The organism is Variovorax ginsengisoli (assembly GCF_030486595.1).
Lineage (GTDB): Bacteria > Pseudomonadota > Gammaproteobacteria > Burkholderiales > Burkholderiaceae_C > Variovorax > Variovorax ginsengisoli_B.
This window is the reverse complement of the sequence record NZ_JAUJZH010000003.1, coordinates 144,854-161,450: the sequence shown is the minus strand read 5'-3', so window position 1 is coordinate 161,450 and position 16,597 is coordinate 144,854. Positions and strand designations below refer to the sequence as shown.

General features: G+C 68.5%; 20 protein-coding genes. 7 read left to right on the top strand and 13 right to left on the bottom strand.

All coding sequences use genetic code 11. The annotated features are described in order from the left end of the window. Positions 1–67 precede the first annotated feature (67 nt). Positions 68–655 (bottom strand): oligoribonuclease, encoded by a 588-nt coding sequence (gene orn, locus QZH52_RS05435; RefSeq protein WP_301805147.1) that lies wholly within the window; start codon positions 653–655, stop codon positions 68–70. Between the two features lie 117 nt (positions 656–772). Here orn and QZH52_RS05430 point away from each other — a divergent pair, with 117 nt between their 5' ends. From QZH52_RS05430 to rsgA, 3 genes are read left to right on the top strand one after another with little or no spacing between them, the layout of a single operon-like run. Continuing rightward, positions 773–2,044, top strand: a complete 1,272-nt coding sequence (locus tag QZH52_RS05430; protein ID WP_301805144.1) for a M48 family metallopeptidase — start codon at positions 773–775, stop codon at positions 2,042–2,044. Between the two features lie 14 nt (positions 2,045–2,058). Then, entirely contained in the window at positions 2,059–2,394 is a 336-nt protein-coding gene (locus tag QZH52_RS05425; protein WP_301805141.1) for a 4a-hydroxytetrahydrobiopterin dehydratase, read from the top strand. Next, entirely contained in the window at positions 2,361–3,356 is a 996-nt protein-coding gene (gene rsgA / locus QZH52_RS05420) for a ribosome small subunit-dependent GTPase A (RefSeq protein ID WP_436411543.1), read from the top strand. The genes QZH52_RS05425 and rsgA overlap by 34 nt, the downstream gene beginning before the upstream one ends. Here the strand turns inward: rsgA and hisC are convergent. The 7 genes from hisC to rpsP all read right to left on the bottom strand — a co-directional run bounded on the left by hisC (position 3,350) and on the right by rpsP (position 8,575). After that, positions 3,350–4,441 carry a histidinol-phosphate transaminase gene (hisC, locus tag QZH52_RS05415; RefSeq protein ID WP_301805138.1) on the bottom strand — a complete coding sequence of 364 codons (1,092 nt, stop codon included), beginning with the start codon at positions 4,439–4,441 and terminating at the stop codon, positions 3,350–3,352. The genes rsgA and hisC overlap by 7 nt on opposite strands. Next, complete coding sequence (locus QZH52_RS05410) at positions 4,438–5,439, bottom strand: CobD/CbiB family protein (RefSeq protein ID WP_286526779.1); 1,002 nt, start codon at positions 5,437–5,439, stop codon at positions 4,438–4,440. The genes hisC and QZH52_RS05410 overlap by 4 nt, the downstream gene beginning before the upstream one ends. 53 nt (positions 5,440–5,492) lie before the next feature. Beyond that, positions 5,493–6,209, bottom strand: coding sequence for a CoA pyrophosphatase (locus QZH52_RS05405; RefSeq protein WP_286537023.1), 717 nt, complete (start codon positions 6,207–6,209; stop codon positions 5,493–5,495). 172 nt (positions 6,210–6,381) lie between these two features. Continuing rightward, entirely contained in the window at positions 6,382–6,765 is a 384-nt protein-coding gene (gene rplS / locus QZH52_RS05400) for a 50S ribosomal protein L19 (protein WP_286526782.1), read from the bottom strand. A 119-nt stretch (positions 6,766–6,884) separates the two neighbouring features. After that, positions 6,885–7,631, bottom strand: a complete 747-nt coding sequence (trmD, locus tag QZH52_RS05395) for a tRNA (guanosine(37)-N1)-methyltransferase TrmD (protein ID WP_301805130.1) — start codon at positions 7,629–7,631, stop codon at positions 6,885–6,887. Positions 7,632–7,659: 28 nt separating this feature from the next. Continuing rightward, positions 7,660–8,214: a ribosome maturation factor RimM gene (rimM, locus tag QZH52_RS05390; protein WP_286526785.1), complete on the bottom strand. Its 555-nt coding sequence runs from the start codon at positions 8,212–8,214 to the stop codon at positions 7,660–7,662. A gap of 97 nt (positions 8,215–8,311) precedes the next feature. Then, positions 8,312–8,575 carry a 30S ribosomal protein S16 gene (gene rpsP / locus QZH52_RS05385; RefSeq protein WP_028248676.1) on the bottom strand — a complete coding sequence of 88 codons (264 nt, stop codon included), beginning with the start codon at positions 8,573–8,575 and terminating at the stop codon, positions 8,312–8,314. Between the two features lie 164 nt (positions 8,576–8,739). Between rpsP and QZH52_RS05380 the strand changes: the two genes are divergently transcribed. Together QZH52_RS05380 and QZH52_RS05375 are read left to right on the top strand one after the other, a co-directional pair. Beyond that, positions 8,740–9,261, top strand: a complete 522-nt coding sequence (locus tag QZH52_RS05380; protein ID WP_286537019.1) for a GNAT family N-acetyltransferase — start codon at positions 8,740–8,742, stop codon at positions 9,259–9,261. Continuing rightward, positions 9,258–9,704 carry a TM2 domain-containing protein gene (locus QZH52_RS05375; RefSeq protein WP_301805114.1) on the top strand — a complete coding sequence of 149 codons (447 nt, stop codon included), beginning with the start codon at positions 9,258–9,260 and terminating at the stop codon, positions 9,702–9,704. The genes QZH52_RS05380 and QZH52_RS05375 overlap by 4 nt, the downstream gene beginning before the upstream one ends. 1 nt (position 9,705) lies before the next feature. Here the strand turns inward: QZH52_RS05375 and QZH52_RS05370 are convergent, their stop codons facing one another. The 5 genes from QZH52_RS05370 to hda form a co-directional block, all read right to left on the bottom strand. Continuing rightward, the gene (locus tag QZH52_RS05370) at positions 9,706–10,716 is read right to left on the bottom strand and encodes an inorganic phosphate transporter (protein ID WP_301805111.1); all 1,011 of its coding nucleotides are present in this window, start codon (positions 10,714–10,716) and stop codon (positions 9,706–9,708) included. An 18-nt stretch (positions 10,717–10,734) separates the two neighbouring features. Continuing rightward, positions 10,735–11,379 carry a DUF47 domain-containing protein gene (locus QZH52_RS05365; protein ID WP_286510057.1) on the bottom strand — a complete coding sequence of 215 codons (645 nt, stop codon included), beginning with the start codon at positions 11,377–11,379 and terminating at the stop codon, positions 10,735–10,737. Between the two features lie 95 nt (positions 11,380–11,474). Continuing rightward, the gene (gene folK / locus QZH52_RS05360; RefSeq protein ID WP_301805108.1) at positions 11,475–11,933 is read right to left on the bottom strand and encodes a 2-amino-4-hydroxy-6-hydroxymethyldihydropteridine diphosphokinase; all 459 of its coding nucleotides are present in this window, start codon (positions 11,931–11,933) and stop codon (positions 11,475–11,477) included. Then, positions 11,934–13,535, bottom strand: a complete 1,602-nt coding sequence (pcnB, locus tag QZH52_RS05355; RefSeq protein ID WP_301805105.1) for a polynucleotide adenylyltransferase PcnB — start codon at positions 13,533–13,535, stop codon at positions 11,934–11,936. A gap of 19 nt (positions 13,536–13,554) precedes the next feature. Continuing rightward, positions 13,555–14,241 (bottom strand): DnaA regulatory inactivator Hda, encoded by a 687-nt coding sequence (gene hda / locus QZH52_RS05350; protein WP_301805102.1) that lies wholly within the window; start codon positions 14,239–14,241, stop codon positions 13,555–13,557. A gap of 207 nt (positions 14,242–14,448) precedes the next feature. On the opposite strand from hda, the gene purM reads away from it, so the two are divergent. Continuing rightward, entirely contained in the window at positions 14,449–15,489 is a 1,041-nt protein-coding gene (gene purM, locus QZH52_RS05345; RefSeq protein ID WP_286537012.1) for a phosphoribosylformylglycinamidine cyclo-ligase, read from the top strand. Positions 15,490–15,560: 71 nt separating this feature from the next. Then, positions 15,561–16,562 (top strand): AI-2E family transporter, encoded by a 1,002-nt coding sequence (locus tag QZH52_RS05340; protein ID WP_301805756.1) that lies wholly within the window; start codon positions 15,561–15,563, stop codon positions 16,560–16,562. Positions 16,563–16,597 lie beyond the last annotated feature (35 nt).

The window sequence follows — 16,597 nt, the reverse complement described above, 5'->3', positions numbered from 1 at the left end:
GAAAACGCTGAAAGCTCTTTCAGCGAAGCCCGCAATTATCGCATGAACTCGGGTTTTCACCTAATCCTTAGTCCACAAGCCTCAGAAAAGTCTCCCGGTAGTGCGCCAGTTCGTCGATCGACTCGTGCACATCGGCCAGCGCCGTATGGGCCTGCTGCTTCTTGAAGCCGTTGTAGGCCGCGGGCTTCCAGCGCTTGGCCAGCTCCTTCAACGTGCTGACGTCGAGGTTGCGGTAGTGGAAATAGGCCTCCAGCTTGGGCATGTACTTGACCAGGAAGCGCCGGTCCTGGCCGATCGTGTTGCCGCACATCGGAGAGCCGCTCTTGGGGATGTAGCGCGAGATGAAATGCATCAGCTCTTTTTCGGCCGCCGCCTCGTCCAGCGTCGAGGCCTTGACCTTGTCGATCAGGCCGCTGCGGCCGTGCGTGCCCTTGTTCCAGGCGTCCATGGCGTCGAGCAGTTCGTCGCTCTGGTGGATCACCAGCACCGGCCCCTCGACCCGCGGCGTCAGGTCGGGTCCGGTGACGACCACCGCGATTTCCAGCAGGCGCTCTTTCTCGGGGTCCAGGCCGCTCATCTCGCAATCGAGCCAGACGAGGTTCTGGTCGCTCTTCTTGAGTGTGGCGGGGGCGGTCGGTTCGGTGGTTTCGGGCATCGGGCGATTGTCGTCGATGCCCCGGCGCCGCCCGCGCGCCGGACGCCCCTGCTGCCAGCAGGCCGACCGGCCCGCCCGGCTGGAGGCCCGGCAGGCGGGGGGCTAAACTCGACCGCCATGCCCACCCCCCTGCCCGCCTCCCTCATCCTCACGATGGCCTTCGCGCTCGCGCTGGTCGCGGGCCTGGTCGTGAAGTTCTGGCTCGCCAGCCGCCAGGTGCGACACGTCGCCCGCCACCGCGGTGCGGTGCCCGCCGCCTTCCGGCAAGCCATCACGCTCGACGCCCACCAGAAGGCCGCCGACTACACGGTCGCCAAGACCCGCTTCGGCCTGCTCGAACTGGCCTGGGGCGCGGCCGTGCTGCTGGCCTGGACCCTGTTCGGCGGGCTCGACCTGCTGAACCGCCTGCTGCTCGACCTTCTGGGCGGCGGCATGTGGCAGCAGCTGGCACTGCTGGCCGCCTTCGCGCTGATCGGCGGCCTGGCCGAACTGCCCTTCACGCTGTGGCAGACCTTCAGGCTCGAGGAGCGCTTCGGATTCAACAAGATGACCTGGCGCCTGTGGCTCACGGACGCGGTCAAGGGCGTGCTGCTCGGGGCGCTGATCGGCCTGCCGATCGCGGCGCTGATCCTCTGGCTCATGGGCGCCGCCGGCAAGCTGTGGTGGCTGTGGGCCTGGGCCGCGTGGATGGGCTTCAACCTGCTGCTGATGCTGGTCTATCCGACCTTCATCGCGCCGATCTTCAACAAGTTCAAGCCGCTCGACGACCTCGCCTTGAAGGAGCGCGTCAACGCACTGATGCAGCGCTGCGGCTTCGCGGCCAAGGGCCTGTTCGTGATGGACGGCAGCACCCGCAGCGCCCACGCCAATGCCTACTTCACCGGCTTCGGCGCCAGCAAGCGGGTGGTCTTCTACGACACGCTGCTGCGCCAGCTCAGTGCCGGCGAGGTCGAGGCCGTGCTCGCGCACGAACTGGGGCACTTCCGCCACAAGCACGTGATGAAGCGCATGGTCGCGATGTTCGCCCTGAGCCTGGCCGGCTTCGCCTTGCTCGGCTGGCTGTCGGCCCACAGCTGGTTCTACACCGGCCTGGGGGTGCAGCCCAACCTGATGGCGCCCAACGACGCGCTGGCGATCCTGCTGTTCATGCTCGCGATGCCGGTGTTCGGCTTCTTCGTGGCGCCGCTGCCGGTGCTGGTGTCACGCAAGCACGAGTTCGAGGCCGACGCCTATGCCATCGCACAGACCAGCGGCGCCGACCTGTCGGCGGCCCTGCTCAAGCTCTACCAGGACAACGCGTCGACCTTGACGCCCGACCCGCTGTTCGTGAAGTTCTACTACTCGCATCCGCCAGCCTCCGAGCGCCTCGCGCGCATGGCCGCTGCCTGAACCGAAAGCCGACCATGAGCAGCATGCTGAAAACCAAGGACTGGAAGACCCAGGCGCGCCGCGCGCTGAGCGCCACCGAGATCGTCGCCTCGCTGGCGCGGCTCGAGGGCTGGAAGCTCACGGGCGACGGCAAGGACGTCGCGATCGAGAAGAGCTTCTCCTTCGCCAACTACTTCGAGACCATCGCCTTCGTCAACGCGCTGGCCCTGGTGGCGCACCGGCACGACCACCATCCCGACCTCTCGGTGCACTACAACCGCTGTGTGGTGCGATTCAACACGCACGACGTCGGCGGCCTCTCGGCGACCGACTTCGAGTGCGCGGGCCTGGCCGATGCCCTGCTCGCCTGATCTCCGAATGGAAAGCACCCTTGGCTAAGCAGCAGCGCGGCGGCAACACCGGCGCTGCCCTCCACGACGGCCTGGTGGTCGCCAGCCATGGCCGCCATTGCATGGTCGAGACCCCCGACGGCACGCGCCTGATCTGCCATCCGCGCGGCAAGAAAAGCCAGGCCCTGGTCGGCGACCGCGTGCAATGGCAGGCCAGCGAGGACGAGGGCACGATCGAGCGCGTGCTGCCGCGCAAGAACCTGTTCTATCGCCAGGACGAGATCCGCACCAAGTCCTTCGCGGCCAACCTCGACCAGGTGCTGATCCTGATCGCGGCCGAGCCCGAGTTCTCGGAAACCCAGCTGACCCGCGCCCTGATCGCAGCCGGCGCCGAGCGCATCACGCCGGTCATCGCGCTGAACAAGAGCGACCTGGCCGTGCCCTTCGAGCGCGCCTCGAAGCGGCTGGAGCCCTACCGCCGCATGGGCTATCGCGTGCTGCCGATGTCGCTCAGGGCCGACGGCGGCGCCGGCCATGGCGAATTGACCGAACTGCTGGCGGGCAAGGTGACCCTGGTGCTGGGCCCCTCGGGCGCCGGCAAGAGCACGTTGATCAACCTGCTGGTGCCCGGCGCCAGCGCGCTGACCGGCGAAATCTCCCAAGCACTGAACTCGGGCAAGCACACCACCACCAGCACCACCTGGTACTGGGTCGACGCCGAGCGCTCGACCGCGCTGATCGACTCGCCGGGCTTCCAGGAATTCGGGCTGCACCATATCGAGCCGATGCAGCTGGCGCACCTGATGCCCGACATCGCCCAGGAAGCCACGGCCTGCAAGTTCTACAACTGCAGCCACCTGCACGAGCCGGGCTGCGGCGTCATCGCGCAGGTCGAGTCGGCGACGCAGGCCGGGACGATCAGCGCCTCGCGCTACCGCATCTACGGCGAGCTGTTCGCGGAGCTGAGCCAGACCCGCTATTGAGACGTTGCGGGATCGCTCAGGATCTCGCCCAGCGCGCCAACCAGCGCACTGCACTGCTCCCGGGTGCCGACACTGATGCGCAGGTACTGCGCGATGCGCGGCTGGGCGAAATGGCGCACCAGCACCGCGCGGGCGCGCAGTGCCGCGGCCAGGGCCGCCGCGTCGTGCGCGGGATGGCGCACGAAAAGAAAGTTGGCTTGCGAAGGCAGCACCTCGAAGCCCAGGTCCTCGAGCTCCAGCGCCAGGCCCTCGCGGGTGTCGACCACCGCATCGCGGGTCTTCGCGAACCAGGCCTCGTCCTCGAGCGCGGCCACGGCGCCGGCGCTGGCGAGGCGGTCGATCGGGTACGAATTGAAGCTGTTCTTGACCCGCTGCAGCCCATCGATCAGCGGCGCCTGCCCGCAGGCGAAGCCGACCCGCAAGCCGGCCAGCGAGCGCGACTTCGACAGCGTCTGCACCACCAGCAGGTTGGGATGCCGGGCGATCAACGGCAGCGCGCTCTGGCCGCCGAAATCGACGTAGGCCTCGTCGACCAGCACCACGCGCTCCGGGCAGGCCGACAGCAGCGTCTCGATCTGCGCCAGCGGCAATCCCCTGCCGGTCGGTGCGTTCGGGTTGGCGACCACGATGCCGCCGCAGCCCGCCTTGGCACGCGCGGCCAGCGCGTCGGCGTCGATGCGCAGGGCTTCGTCGACCGGCTGCAGCGCGCAATCGATGCCGTAGAGCTGCGCGTAGACGCGGTAGAAGCTGTAGGTGATGTCGGGCAGCAGCAGCGGCGCGTCCTGCTGGAAGAAGGCGAAGAAGGCATGGGCCAGCACTTCGTCCGAGCCGTTGCCGACGAACACCTGCCGGATGTCGAGCCCGTGGCGAGCGGCGATCGCCTCGCGCAACACGGTCGATTCAGGGTCCGGGTAGCGCTCCAGCCCCTCTTCGGCGGCGCGCTGGATCGCATCGATCGTGCGCGGCGATGGCGGATACGGGTTCTCGTTGGTGTTGAGCTTGACCAGGTTGGCGATGCGCGGCTGTTCGCCCGGCACGTAGGGCTCGAGTGCCGCGATGCGCGGGCTCCAGAACGTCGGCGTCATCCGAGCAGGCGGGCGAGCGTCAGCAGCGCCAGCAGCACCATCCACATCACGACCGAACGCCAGACCAGGCCGACGACGCTGCGCAGGTGGCCGGGCTCGGGCTCGCGCCCGGGTGTGCTGCCGCCATCGGGCAAGGCGCCCCCGGCGAACGACTCCCCGGCCTGGGCGCGCGACAGCGGATCGTTGACCGGCACCGTGCTCAGCGTGCCGCCGCCGAGGCTCACGTTGACTGCGCCGGAGGTGGCCGCGAGGATCACGCCGTCGTTGCCGTTCGGGAAGCGGCGGGCGTCGTTGCGCCAGCAGTCGATCGCCTCCTCGAAGCTGCCGACCACCGCGAAGCCCAGCGCCGTGATCCGCGCCGGCAACCAGTCGATGACGCCCCAGGCGCGCGCCGCGGCCTGCTGGACCCAGATGCTGGACGGCTGCATCGAGGCGCCGTTCTTGTGGGCCCAGTAGCGCGAGACAAACTCGCTCATCCGATAGAAGACCGCGCCGGCCGGACCGAGCCCGATCGCCGCGAGGATCGAGAACCACGCCAGCACGCCGAACACGTGCCGATGCGCCGCGATCACCGAGTGCTCGATCACATGGCGCACGATCTCGCTGCGCGGCAGGTTGGCCGCATCGACCTGCTGCCAGTGGGCCAGCAGCGACCGGGCCAGCGGCTCGTCGCCTTCATCGAGGGCATCGCGGATGCCGGTGAAATGGTGGCTGAACTGGCGAAAGCCCAGCGTGACATAGAGCAGCGCGATGCTCCACAGGACCGCGAAGGGCAGCCCCAGCGTAAGGATCAGCGCCCAGTGGACCGCCAGCGCCAGCAAGGTCGGCACGCCCACCGCGAGCGACCACGCCACCCAGCCGTGGTGCGGCTTGCCGGCATCGAAATTGCGGCTGGTCCAGCGCGTCCACGCCAGCACGCCGCCGTAGACGGGGTTGTGGTACGCCAGCGGGCGCACCTGCTCGATCAGCAATGCGCAGAGGATCGCAAAGAAGCTCATTGCTCGATGATAGCGACTGCCCAGGGCTGGTTCGGACGCCCCCGCGTCCGCCGTCAAGCGCTGAGGAAGCGGTAGAGGTTGCGCAGCATGCCGGCGGTCGCGCCCCAGACGAAGCGCTCGTGCGGGCCATCCTGGTAGGGCATCGACAGCCACTCGCGCGCGGTCGCGTCCGCGCCGACCATGGCATGGCGGCGATGGTTGGCGGGATCCATCAGGAAGGCGAACGGCACCTCGAAGGCCTCTTCGACCTCGTAGGGATTGAGGTTCAGTTCGAAGCCCGGACGCACCAGGGCCACCACCGGCGTGACGATGAACGAGGTGACCGTGGTGTAGGTCGGGAGGCTGCCGAGAATCTCGATGTAGTCCGCCGACAGGCCGACTTCCTCCCAGGCCTCGCGCAACGCAGCGGCGGCGATGTTGGCGTCCTCGGGGTCGACCCGACCGCCGGGGAAGGCGACCTGCCCCGAGTGATTCTTGAGGTGCGAGCTGCGCTCGGTCAGCAGCACCGTCGGCTGCTCCCGCATCACGATCGGCACCAGCACCGCGGCCTGCGCCGGCGCGCGGTCGAACATGCGCGGCTCGCGCCGCACCTCGGGCGTCCAGGCCGGCGGCGTGGCGAAGCGCGCGCGCAAGGCCCGGGCCCCGAGCTGCGCCGGATCGACAGCGGGCAGGCCGCTGTCGACACCGATCGGTGGCACCTCGCGCGGATCGAAGGACTGCAAGGCCGTCGGGACGACGGCGTTGATGACTTCGACGGGGGAGGCGCGCATGGCCGGCGGTGAGGTGGTCAAAAAAATGGATCTCTACAAATTAAACGCAAAAGGCCCTGGCGCGACGACCAAGGGCACACAACTAAATCACGAACCGCCCGCCCGCACGCGGCGCCAATGCAAAAAGCCGCCTCGGACGGCGGCTTTCTGCACGGCAAGGGGCGCTCTCTGCTTACTGAGCGGCCGCAGCGGACGGAGCCTTGCCCGGCAGCTTTTCCTTGATGCGTGCCGAACGGCCGCTGCGCTCGCGCAGGTAGTACAGCTTGGCGCGGCGGACGTCGCCGCGGCGCTTGACTTCGATCTTGGCGATCAGCGGGCTGTAGGTCTGGAAGGTGCGTTCCACGCCTTCGCCGCTGGAGATCTTGCGCACGATGAAGCCGCTGTTGAGGCCGCGGTTGCGCTTGGCGATCACGACGCCTTCGTAGGCTTGCAGGCGCTTGCGCGAGCCTTCGACGACGTTCACGCTGACGATGACCGTGTCACCGGGCATGAAATCGGGAATCTGCTTGTTGAGCCGGGCGATTTCTTCCTGCTCGAGGGTCTGGATGAGGTTCATGATGTCCTGGATTCGATCTTGTCCGCGCTACACAAAAGGCGCTGTGGGTTCGTTGGAGTGACCCTTGGGTCGCTTCACTGAACCCGGCGCGGCCGGCCAGAGGATCGGGGAGCCGGCGATTATAGCTTTTTTTTGAGCGTCTTCTCGTCGATCGCGCTGAGGCGTCCGGCGACCCTCGCCGCGTCGATCAGATCGGGACGCTTGTCGCGGGTGATGGCGAGCCGCTGGTCGCGGCGCCAGCGCTCGATCTGGACGTGGTGTCCCGACATCAGCGGCGCCGGCACGCCCTCGCCCCGCCATTGCTCGGGGCGGGTGTAGTGAGGGCAGTCGAGCAGGCCGTCGAGCGCCGGATTGAAGCTGTCCTGCACGTGGCTGGCCTGGTCGCCGAGCACGCCGGGCTGCAGCCGCGCGACCGCATCGAGCAGCGCCATGGCCGGGATCTCGCCGCCGGAGAGAACGAAGTCGCCCAGGCTCAGCTGGTGCGTGACGCGGGCGTCGATGAAGCGCTGGTCGATGCCCTCGTAGCGGCCGCAGACCAGCACCGCGCCCTCGCCGGCCGCCCATTGCTCGACCGCCTGATGGCGCAAGGTCTCGCCGATCGGCGAGAACAGCAGCACCGGCGCCGCGGCGCCGCGGGCGGCCAGTGCGGCGTCGAGGCAGGCCGACAGCGGCTCGGCCATCATGACCATACCAGGGCCGCCGCCGAAGGGCCGGTCGTCGACGCGCCGGTAGTTGCCCTCGGCGAAGTCGCGCGGATTCCACAGCACCACCTCGACCTGCTTCGATTCGTAAGCACGGCGCGTCACGCCGCTCGCGAGGAAGGGCGCGAACAGCTCGGGGAAGAGAGTGATGACGTCGAAGCGCATGGCGGCACCAGGGCCGGGCCTGGACGGCTCAGTAGTCGGGCTGCCAGTCGACAGTGATCAGCCGGCCGGCCAGGTCGACCTTGTCGACGAAGGCCGAGACGAAGGGCACCATGCGCTCGACCGGCTTGCCGTCCTCGATCGCATCGAGCACCAGCGTGGTCTGCGGGCCGGTGGCCAGCAGCTCGCGCACCTTGCCGAGCGCCACGCCTTCGCGGTTGACCACCGCCAGGCCGATCAGGTCGACCCAGTAGTACTCGTCGTCGCCGGCGGTCGGGAAGCTGGAGCGCGGCACGAACACGCGCGCGCCGCGCAGTGCCTCGGCCGCATTGCGGTCGGGCACGTCCTCGGACGAGGCGACGATGACGTCGGAATGTTCCTTGGCTTCGCGGATCGCGAGCTTGAACGCCTGGCTGCCCGCGGCGCCCGGGGGCTGGAGCAACCATCGCTTGGAAGAGAACAGCGCCTCGGGTTCGGCGCTGTGGGGCAGGACCTTGAACCAGCCCTTGATGCCCCAGGCATCGGCGATGCGCCCTACTTCGATCGCATCCGCCGGCAATTCGGCGGCTTCGAGTGATGGCAGCATCGCCTGGCTGCTCAGACGCCGCCGGGCCGCCCCAAGGCGGCTGCGGCCCCCTTGGGGGGCAGCGAGGACACGACAGTGCCGAGCGTGGGGGCCATGCTTAGGCCGCGGCCTTGGGCGCAGCGGCAGCGGCTTGCTTGATCAGGCGGGTGACCGTGGGCGAAGCTTGCGCGCCGACGCTCTTCCAGTAGGTCAGGCGGTCCTGGGCGATGCGGATGCTTTCCTCGTTTTCCTTGGCGGTCGGGTTGTAGAAACCCAGGCGCTCGATGAAACGGCCATCGCGGCGAACGCGCTTGTCCGACACGACGATGTTGAAGAACGGACGGCCTTTGGAACCGCCGCGGGAGAGTCGAATGACGACCATGATTTATCCTTGGGGTGGTGCAGCAAACCCGCAAGGTTCGCCCACAGTGTTCTTTCAGCGTCGAGACACGCGACATGGCCACCCGGCCAGCGACACGCTGAAAAGCCCATGATTATAGCCCGCTCTCCCGATTCTCCAATTCTCGGCCGCGCCGAGTCCCCCGAATGACACAGATCCGACCCAGCCGCGACGAAGACGTCGCTGCCATCACCGCCATTTACGCCCACCACGTGCTGCACGGCACCGGCACCTTCGAGACCGACCCGCCGACCGCCGCCGACATGGCCGCGCGCCGCGCCGATGTGCTGTCGAAGAACCTGCCCTACCTGGTGGCCGAACGCGACGGCGAACTGCTCGGCTTCGCCTACTGCAACTGGTTCAAGCCGCGCCCGGCCTACCGCTTCTCGGCCGAGGACTCGATCTACCTGGCCGATGGCGCCCGCGGCCAGGGCCTCGGCGCCCAACTGCTGGCGGCGCTGTCCCAGGCCGCCGAAGCGGTGGGCGTGCGCAAGCTGATCGCGGTGATCGGCGACTCGGCCAACGCCGGCTCGATCGGCGTGCACCGCGGCCAGGGCTTCAGCCACGTCGGCGTGCTGAAGGACTGCGGCTGGAAGTTCGGCGAGTGGCGCGACGTGGTGCTGATGGAGAAGGTGCTGGGCGAAGGCAGCACCACCCGTCCCGAATGAAAAACAAGACCGTGGCCGCGTGGCTGGCCTTCCTCGGCGGGCCTTTGGGCCTGCATTGCTTCTACCTGCGCGGCTTCTCGAGCCTGCTCGGCTGGCTGCTGCCGATCCCGACCGCACTCGGCCTCTACGGCCTCGAGCGGGTGCGCCTCTACGGCACAGACGACGGCCTGAGCTGGGCCTTGCTGCCGCTGCTTGGCTTCACGATCGCGGGCTGCGCCCTGACCGCCATCGTGTACGGGCTCATGACGCCCGAGAAGTGGAATGCACGCTACAACGCCGGCCGCACAGGCGACGCCGCGGCCGGCAACACCAGCTGGCTGACCATCGGTGCCGTGGTGCTGGCACTGTTCTTCGGCAGCACGATCCTGATGGCCAGCATCGCCTTCAGCTTCCAGCGCTACTTCGAACACGAGATCGAAGCCGGGCGGAAGATGTCGCAGTAACTCAGAAAACCTGGATCCCGATCCAGTACGCGATTGCCGCCACGAAAGCCGAGGCCGGGATCGTCAGCACCCAGGCCCAGACGATGTTGCCGGCCACACCCCAGCGCACCGCGCTGGCGCGCTGCACCGAGCCGACGCCGACGATCGCGCCGGTGATGGTGTGGGTGGTCGACACCGGGATGCCCAGCGCGGTCGCCAGGAACAAGGTCAGCGCACCCCCGGTCTCGGCGCAGAAGCCGCCGACCGGCTTCAGCTTGGTGATCTTCTGGCCCATCGTCTTGACGATGCGCCAGCCGCCGAACATGGTGCCGAGCGAGATCGCGGCATAGCACACGACGATGGTCCAGGTCGGCGGCAGCGCCGCATCGGCGGCCGCGTAGCCGGTGGCGATCAGCAGCATCCAGATGATGCCGATGGTCTTCTGGGCGTCGTTGCCGCCATGCCCGAGGCTGTAGGCGCCGGCCGAGATCAGCTGCAGCGTGCGAAACCACCGGTCCACGCGCGACGGCGTCGAACGCCGGAACACCCAGGCCACCAGGATCATCATGAACGAGCCGAGCAGGAAACCGAGCAGCGGCGAGACGAAGATGAAGGCCACGGTCTTCCAGATGCCGGCCGCGATCAGCGAGCTCGAGCCGGCCTTGGCGATCACCGCGCCCACGATGCCCCCGATCAGCGCATGCGAGGAACTGCTCGGAATGCCGTAGTACCAGGTGACCAGGTTCCAGCTGATGGCGCCCACCAGTGCGCCGAACACCACGTGCACGTCGACGATGCCCGGCTGCACGATGCCCTTGCCGATCGTCGCCGCCACGCTCAGGTGGAAGACGAAGATCGCCACCAGGTTGAAGAAGGCCGCGAACACCACGGCCTGGCCGGGCTTGAGCACCCCGGTCGAGACCACGGTGGCGATCGAGTTCGCCGCGTCGTGGAATCCGTTCATGAAATCGAAGGCGATGGCCAGTGCGACCAAACCCACCACCACCCAGAGGGCGACCTGAACCGTTGCCATTCGAAAGATCCCGTTGCTTCAGGAGTTCTCGAGGACGATGCCCTCGATGACGTTGGCGACGTCCTCGCACTTGTCGGTGATGGTTTCGAGCAGCTCGTAGATCGCCTTGAGCTTGATCACCTCGCGCACGTCGGGCTCCTCGCGGAACAGCTTGCTCATGGCGCTGCGCATCACGCGGTCGGCATCGGATTCAAGCCGGTCGATCTCCTCGCAGGTCTTCAGCGTGGCCTCGGCCGTGGCCGGGTCGGTGATCTTCGAGAGGAACTTGACCGCGTCCTTGACCCGCTCGCAGCACTTCACGCTCAGCGTGGTGAGACGCGTGATCTCCTCGGTCATGTGGCGCACGTCGTAGAGCGCCATGGTCTCGGCCGAGTCCTGGATCAGGTCGGCGACGTCGTCCATGGTGTTGATCAGCTTGTGGATCTGCTCGCGGTCGATCGGCGTGATGAAGGTCTTGTGGATCAGCCGGTTGACGTCATGCGTCACGCGGTCGGCCGCCCGCTCGGCGTTGTCGACATCGCGGTTGTACTGCTCCCGAAGGTGCAGGTCGTTGTAGTTGGCCACGAGCTGCTCGAACGCGCGCGCGGCTTCGACGATGCGGTCGGCGTGCTGATTGAACATCTCGAAAAAATTCCCCTCGCGGGGCAGCAGCTTGCCGAACATGGCGCTCTCCTGGGTTCATGGATCGTCGCAAGCACATGCCTGTGACGCCATCGTGAAAAACCGCGCAAGTGTAATGGGCGGGCCCGCAACGGCTCTCAGAGCCGCTCGATCCGCTGGTCCGCCACCTGTGCGAGTTGCTGGGACGTGACCTGCTCCGGGGCGATTTCCGCCAATGGCAGCAGGACGAAGGCGCGCTCGGCCAGCCGCGGATGCGGCAGGCTGAGCTGCGGGGTTTCGAGCACCGCGTCGCCATGGCGCAGCAGGTCGAGATCGAGGGTGCGCGGGGCGTTGCGATAGGGCCGCTCGCGGCCGGCGCCGGCCTCGAGGCGCTGCAGCTCGGCCAGCAGCGCGTGCGGATCGAGCCCGGTCTGGAGCGCCACCACCGCGTTGATGAAGTCGGGGCCTCCCGCATCCACCGGCGCGCTCCGATAGAGCGACGAGCGGGCGCTGACGCGGGTGCGAGGCAGCCGGTCCAGGTCGTCCATGGCCCGGAGCACCGTGGCGCGCGCGTCGCCGAGATTGGCGCCGATCGCGACGAAGGCCCTACTGTCCATTCACTCGGCCGCCGCCACGCCGCCGGCCTCGCCGGCACCGCCGCTGCGCGGCTTGCGGCGGCGGCGGCGCTTGCGCGGCGCATCCGAGGCCTCGCCGTCGGGGCGCGGCGCAGTCTCGGCGTCCTCGCGCTCGCCCTCGTCCTGGCCGCTCGCGCGGCGCTCGGCGGACGCCGGGGCCGGCGTGCGCGCCGGCACCCGCTGGCGGGTCTTCTTGTGCTGTTCGTCGCGCACCTGGTCCATCAGGTCCTGGCGGCGCAGGTCGTCGGCGGTGCTGAACTCCTGCCACCACTCGGCGATCGCCTCGCCGACTTCGCCGACGTCGGCGCGCAGGCGCATGAAGTCGAAAGCGGCACGGAAGCGCGCCTGCTCGACCAGGCTGTGCGGCGTGCTGCCGCTGCGCTTGTCGAAGCGCGGCTGCATCATCCAGATCTCGCGCATGTCGGCGGCCAGCTTGCCGCGGCCCGACACATCGCCGATCCGGGCATTGAAGACATCGTCGATCGCGTCCTGCAGGGCCGGGAACGGCGCCTGCGGGCGCTGGCCGTGCCGGCCTTCGAGCCGCTGGGCCCAGCCGTCGCGCACGTCGGCCCACAGCACGCAGGCCAGCAGGAAGCTCGGCGCCACCGGCTTGCCCTCGCCGACCCGGCGGTCGGTGTCCTGCAGCGCGGCCTGGACGAAGGGCGTGTCGGCGCGCTCGACCACGACGTCGAGCAGCGGATAGATGCCGGTCGCGAGGCCGAGCTTGCGCAGCTGCGCCACCGTCGCGACCGCGTGACCGGTCTGCAGCAGCTTGAGCATCTCGTCGAACAGCCGGCTTTGCGGCACGTCGGCCAGCAGCCGGCTCGATTCGACCAGCGGCGCCGCGGTCTTGGGCTCGAGCTTGAAGCCCAGCTGCGCCAGCTTGGCCGAGAAGCGGATGGCGCGGATGATGCGCACAGGGTCCTCGCGGTAGCGCGTGATCGGGTCGCCGATCATGCGCAGCGTGAGCTTCTTCGCGTCCTTGATGCCGTTGTGATAGTCGACCACGATCTGGCTCGCCGGGTCGTAGTACATCGCGTTGACCGTGAAGTCGCGGCGTGCGGCGTCTTCTTCCTGCGGGCCCCAGACGTTGTCGCGCAGCACCCGCCCGCTGGCGTCCACGGCGTGCTTCATGCCCGCCAGCTCGCCCTTGCTGGTGCGCTCGTTGCCGGCCACCTGCTCGGCGCCGGCGTTGTCCATGTAGGCGCGGAAGGTCGACACCTCGATCACCTCGTGCTCGCGTCCGCGGCCGTACACCACGTGCACGATGCGAAAGCGCCGGCCGATGATGAAGGCGCGGCGGAACAGGCCCTTGACCTGCTCCGGCGTCGCATTGGTGGCGACGTCGAAATCCTTGGGACGCAGCCCCAGCAGCAGGTCGCGCACCGCGCCGCCGACCACGTAGGCCTCGTAGCCGGCCTGCTGCAAGGTGGTCACCACGTTCCTGGCGCGCTCGTCGACCAGCGCCGGGTCGATGCCGTGGACCGAGGCGTCCACCTCCTGGCGCTTGCCGAAGCGGGCCTTGCCGCCGGAACCGGGAGCGCCGGATTTGCCGAGGAGTTTGTCGATGAATTTCTTGATCATTGGAGAGAGGGGTTGAGCCCTATTCGTTTTCGAGCATCGACCGGATCAGCGGGATGGTGATCGCGCGCTGGGTCTGCAAGGCATAGCCGTCGAGCTGCGCGAGCAGCTCCATAAGGCTGCCGAGGTCGCGGCTGAAGCGGTGCAGCATGTAGTCGAGGACTTCGTCGGACAGCGCAACGCCGCGGTCGTCGGCCGCCTGGCGCAGCACAGCGCGCCGCTCGGCTTCGCTCAACACCTGCAAGTGGAACACATGGCCCCAGCCCAGCCGGGTGCGCAGGTCCTCGCGCAGCGGCAGGTCGGCCGGCGGCAGGGCGCCGGCGGCGACCACGCCTCGCTGCAGGCTCTGGGCGTTGATGAACCAGTTGAAGGCCGCGTGCTGCTGCACCGCGGTGTAGAGATGGACGTCGTCGAGCAGCACCGCGCCCCAGCGTTCGTCGAACTCGGGCGGGTTGACGGCCGCGGGGTCGAGCCAGCCGACGCTGGCGCCCTGCTCGCGCAGCGCGCCACGGACCGCCTCCAGCAGGTGCGTCTTGCCGCTGGCGCCTTCGCCCCAGAGGTAGGTCGGCACCGGCGAATGAAGGGTGGGCGCGCGCGCGTCGCCGACCCACAACTGCAGGTGGCGCAGGGCCGGCTCGTTCGGACCGGCGAAAAAGCCCGCCAGGGTCGGACCGGTGGCGATGCCGATATCGAGCGCGAGCTGCTTCATGCCAGGGCCGCCGGGGGCGGCTGGAAGGGCGCGGACGACGCGAAGGAAGGGTTCATGAGGGATTGGCGCAGGACACGAAGTGGCAAGCGGGGGCCGGGTCGACCGGCGCCCTTAAAATCGTGGCGAATTCTATCGGCCCGCCCAGATCGGTTGCCGGCCCTCATTGTCCTCCTCCTTCCGCCCTCCCTTCTTCTGCCCGGCCCGACCATGAACTCCAACTCCACCACCCCGCTCAGCTACAAGGACGCCGGCGTCGACATCGATGCCGGCGACGCGCTGGTCGACCGCATCAAGCCGCTGGCGAAAAAGACGATGCGCGAGGGCGTGCTGGCCGGCATCGGCGGCTTCGGGGCCCTGTTCGAGGTGCCCAAGCGCTATAAAGAACCGGTGCTGGTGAGCGGCACCGACGGCGTCGGCACCAAGCTCAAGCTGGCCTTCGAATGGAACATGCACGACACCGTCGGCATCGACCTGGTGGCCATGAGCGTCAACGACGTGCTGGTGCAGGGCGCCGAGCCGCTGTTCTTCCTCGACTACTTCGCCTGCGGCAAGCTCGACGTCGACACCGCCGCGGCGGTGGTCGGCGGCATCGCCCGCGGCTGCGAACTGAGCGGCTGCGCGCTGATCGGCGGCGAAACCGCCGAAATGCCCGGCATGTACCCGGCCGGCGAATACGACCTGGCCGGCTTCGCGGTCGGCGCGGTCGAGAAGTCGCTCATTCTCACGGGCAAGGACGTCAAGCCCGGCGACGTGGTGCTCGGCCTGGCCTCGGCCGGCGTGCATTCCAACGGCTTCAGCCTGGTGCGCAAGGTGATCGAGCGCGCCGGCGCCGACCTGCCCGCCACGCTCGACGGCAAGCCTTTCCGCGAGGCCGTGATGGAACCCACGCATCTCTACGTCAAGCCGGTGCTCGAGGCGCTGGGCAAGCACCCGATCAAGGCGCTGGCCCACATCACCGGCGGCGGCCTGCTCGAGAACATCCCGCGCGTGCTGCCCGAAGGCACGGCCGCCCACCTCCGGAAGGGCAGCTGGCCGCAGACCGAACTCTTCGCCTGGCTGCAGAAGGTGGCCGGCATCGACGACATCGAGATGAACCGGACCTTCAACAACGGCATCGGCATGGTGGTGGTGATCGAGGCCGCCCAGGCCGCCGCCTGCGCCGCGACGCTGCAGGCTGCCGGCGAGACCGTGCACACCATCGGCGTGATCGCCGAGCGCGGCACCGGTGCCGCCGTGGTCGTCGCCTGAAGCGCCCCGCCCGCGTGAGCGACCCCACCGCTGCCCCTTCGCGTTACGTCGTCACGGCGAGCTACCTGCTGATGGCGGCGGGGCTGCTGCTGATCATGTGGCAGGGGCTGCTGCCGGGTTTGCTGTCCGCCTGCATCGGCTACCTCGGCACGCGCTGGCTGACGCGGGCCTTCGATCTGGCGCTGCGCCGGCGCCGCAAGATCAGCGCCAACGACCCGGCCTGGAGCGCGGCACCGGCGCTGCCGCGGGTGACGGCGGCGACGCTGGTGATGCTGGCGCCGATCGGCCTCCTGATCCTGGGCTTCTCCGAGGCCCGCGAGTTCGTGCTGAACGCGCCCGACCAGTACAAGGAACTGCTCGACTACATCGCCCGCACGGTGCTCGAACTGCGGCTCAAGCTGCCGCCGGACATCGGCGCCTACCTGCCGGAGGGCTCGGGCGAGGTGCAGCGCATGATCGCCAACTACCTGCGCGGGCAGGCCGGTTCGCTGGCGCTGACCGGCCGCGCCTGGCTCGGCGGGCTGCTGTTCGCCTATGTCGGCCTGATCGTCGGCTCGCTGGCCGCGGTGGCCATCCAGCCGCCCTCGCGCCGGCCGCTGGCGCGCGAGCTGCGCGCGCGCATCGTGCTGTTCGGCGAGGCCTTCGGCCAGATCGTCGCGGCACAGTTCTGGATCGCGGCCTTCAACACCTTCCTGACCGCCCTCTTCCTGCTGTTCCTGCTGCCGCTGTGGCAGATGGAACTCCCCTACACGCCGGCGTTGATCACCCTCACCTTCGTCGCCGGCCTGGTGCCGATCGTGGGCAACCTGATCTGCAACACGGTCATCACGCTGGTCGGGCTGTCGGTGTCGCCGCTCACCGCGCTGGTCTGCCTGGGCTTCCTGATCCTGATCCACAAGGCCGAATACCTGATCAACGCCAAGGTGGTCGGCAGCCGCACGCAGATGTCGGTCTGGGAGCTGCTGGCCGTGATGTTCGTCGCCGAAGCGGTGTTCGGGCCGGCCGGGCTGGTGGCGGCACCCCTGTTCTACGCCTACCTCAAGAAAGAACTGAAGACGGCGGGCCTGGTCTGATGTCCGAAAGTGATCGATTCCGGTCCGCCGCGGCC